Raw genomic sequence first — 403 nt, 5'->3', positions numbered from 1 at the left:
ATTCGCGCCCGCCGAAGCTGACGGGTACCGCCCCGTCGTCGCGATCGCCGCGAACTTCGCCGGCAACCCGCACCACGGCGTCCGCGTGGGCCTTCCCCACCTTGGTACGTGGAACGAGATCGTCAACACCGACGCCGAGGCGTACGGCGGCTCGGGCGTCGGTAACCTGGGTTCGGTCGAGGCCGAGGAGATCCCCTGGGACGGTCAGCCGTACTCGGCCGAGATCACGATGCCGCCGCTCGGTGTCGTGTGGTTCGAGCCGGCGACGCGCCCCGACATGACGCAGGTGGCTGCGCACACCGCTACCGAGCAGGCCGGTGGCGCCGATTCATCGTCCACCGCAACGGCACGACAGGAGAACACGATGAGCGACCAGAACGCAGCGACGAGTTCGTCCGACAAG

The 403-nt window shown here is 68.7% G+C and carries 1 protein-coding gene; it reads left to right on the top strand.

Going from position 1 to position 403, the window contains the following annotated elements:
• On the top strand, positions 1-403 hold a 403-nt coding region (locus tag AC0C66_RS21550; RefSeq protein ID WP_472973708.1), incomplete at both ends, for an alpha amylase C-terminal domain-containing protein.

The sequence above is a fragment of the Bacillus sp. VA13 genome, assembly GCF_055710085.1.
The sequence above is the reverse complement of the archived record's forward strand: the minus strand, read 5'-3'. Positions and strand labels throughout refer to the sequence as shown.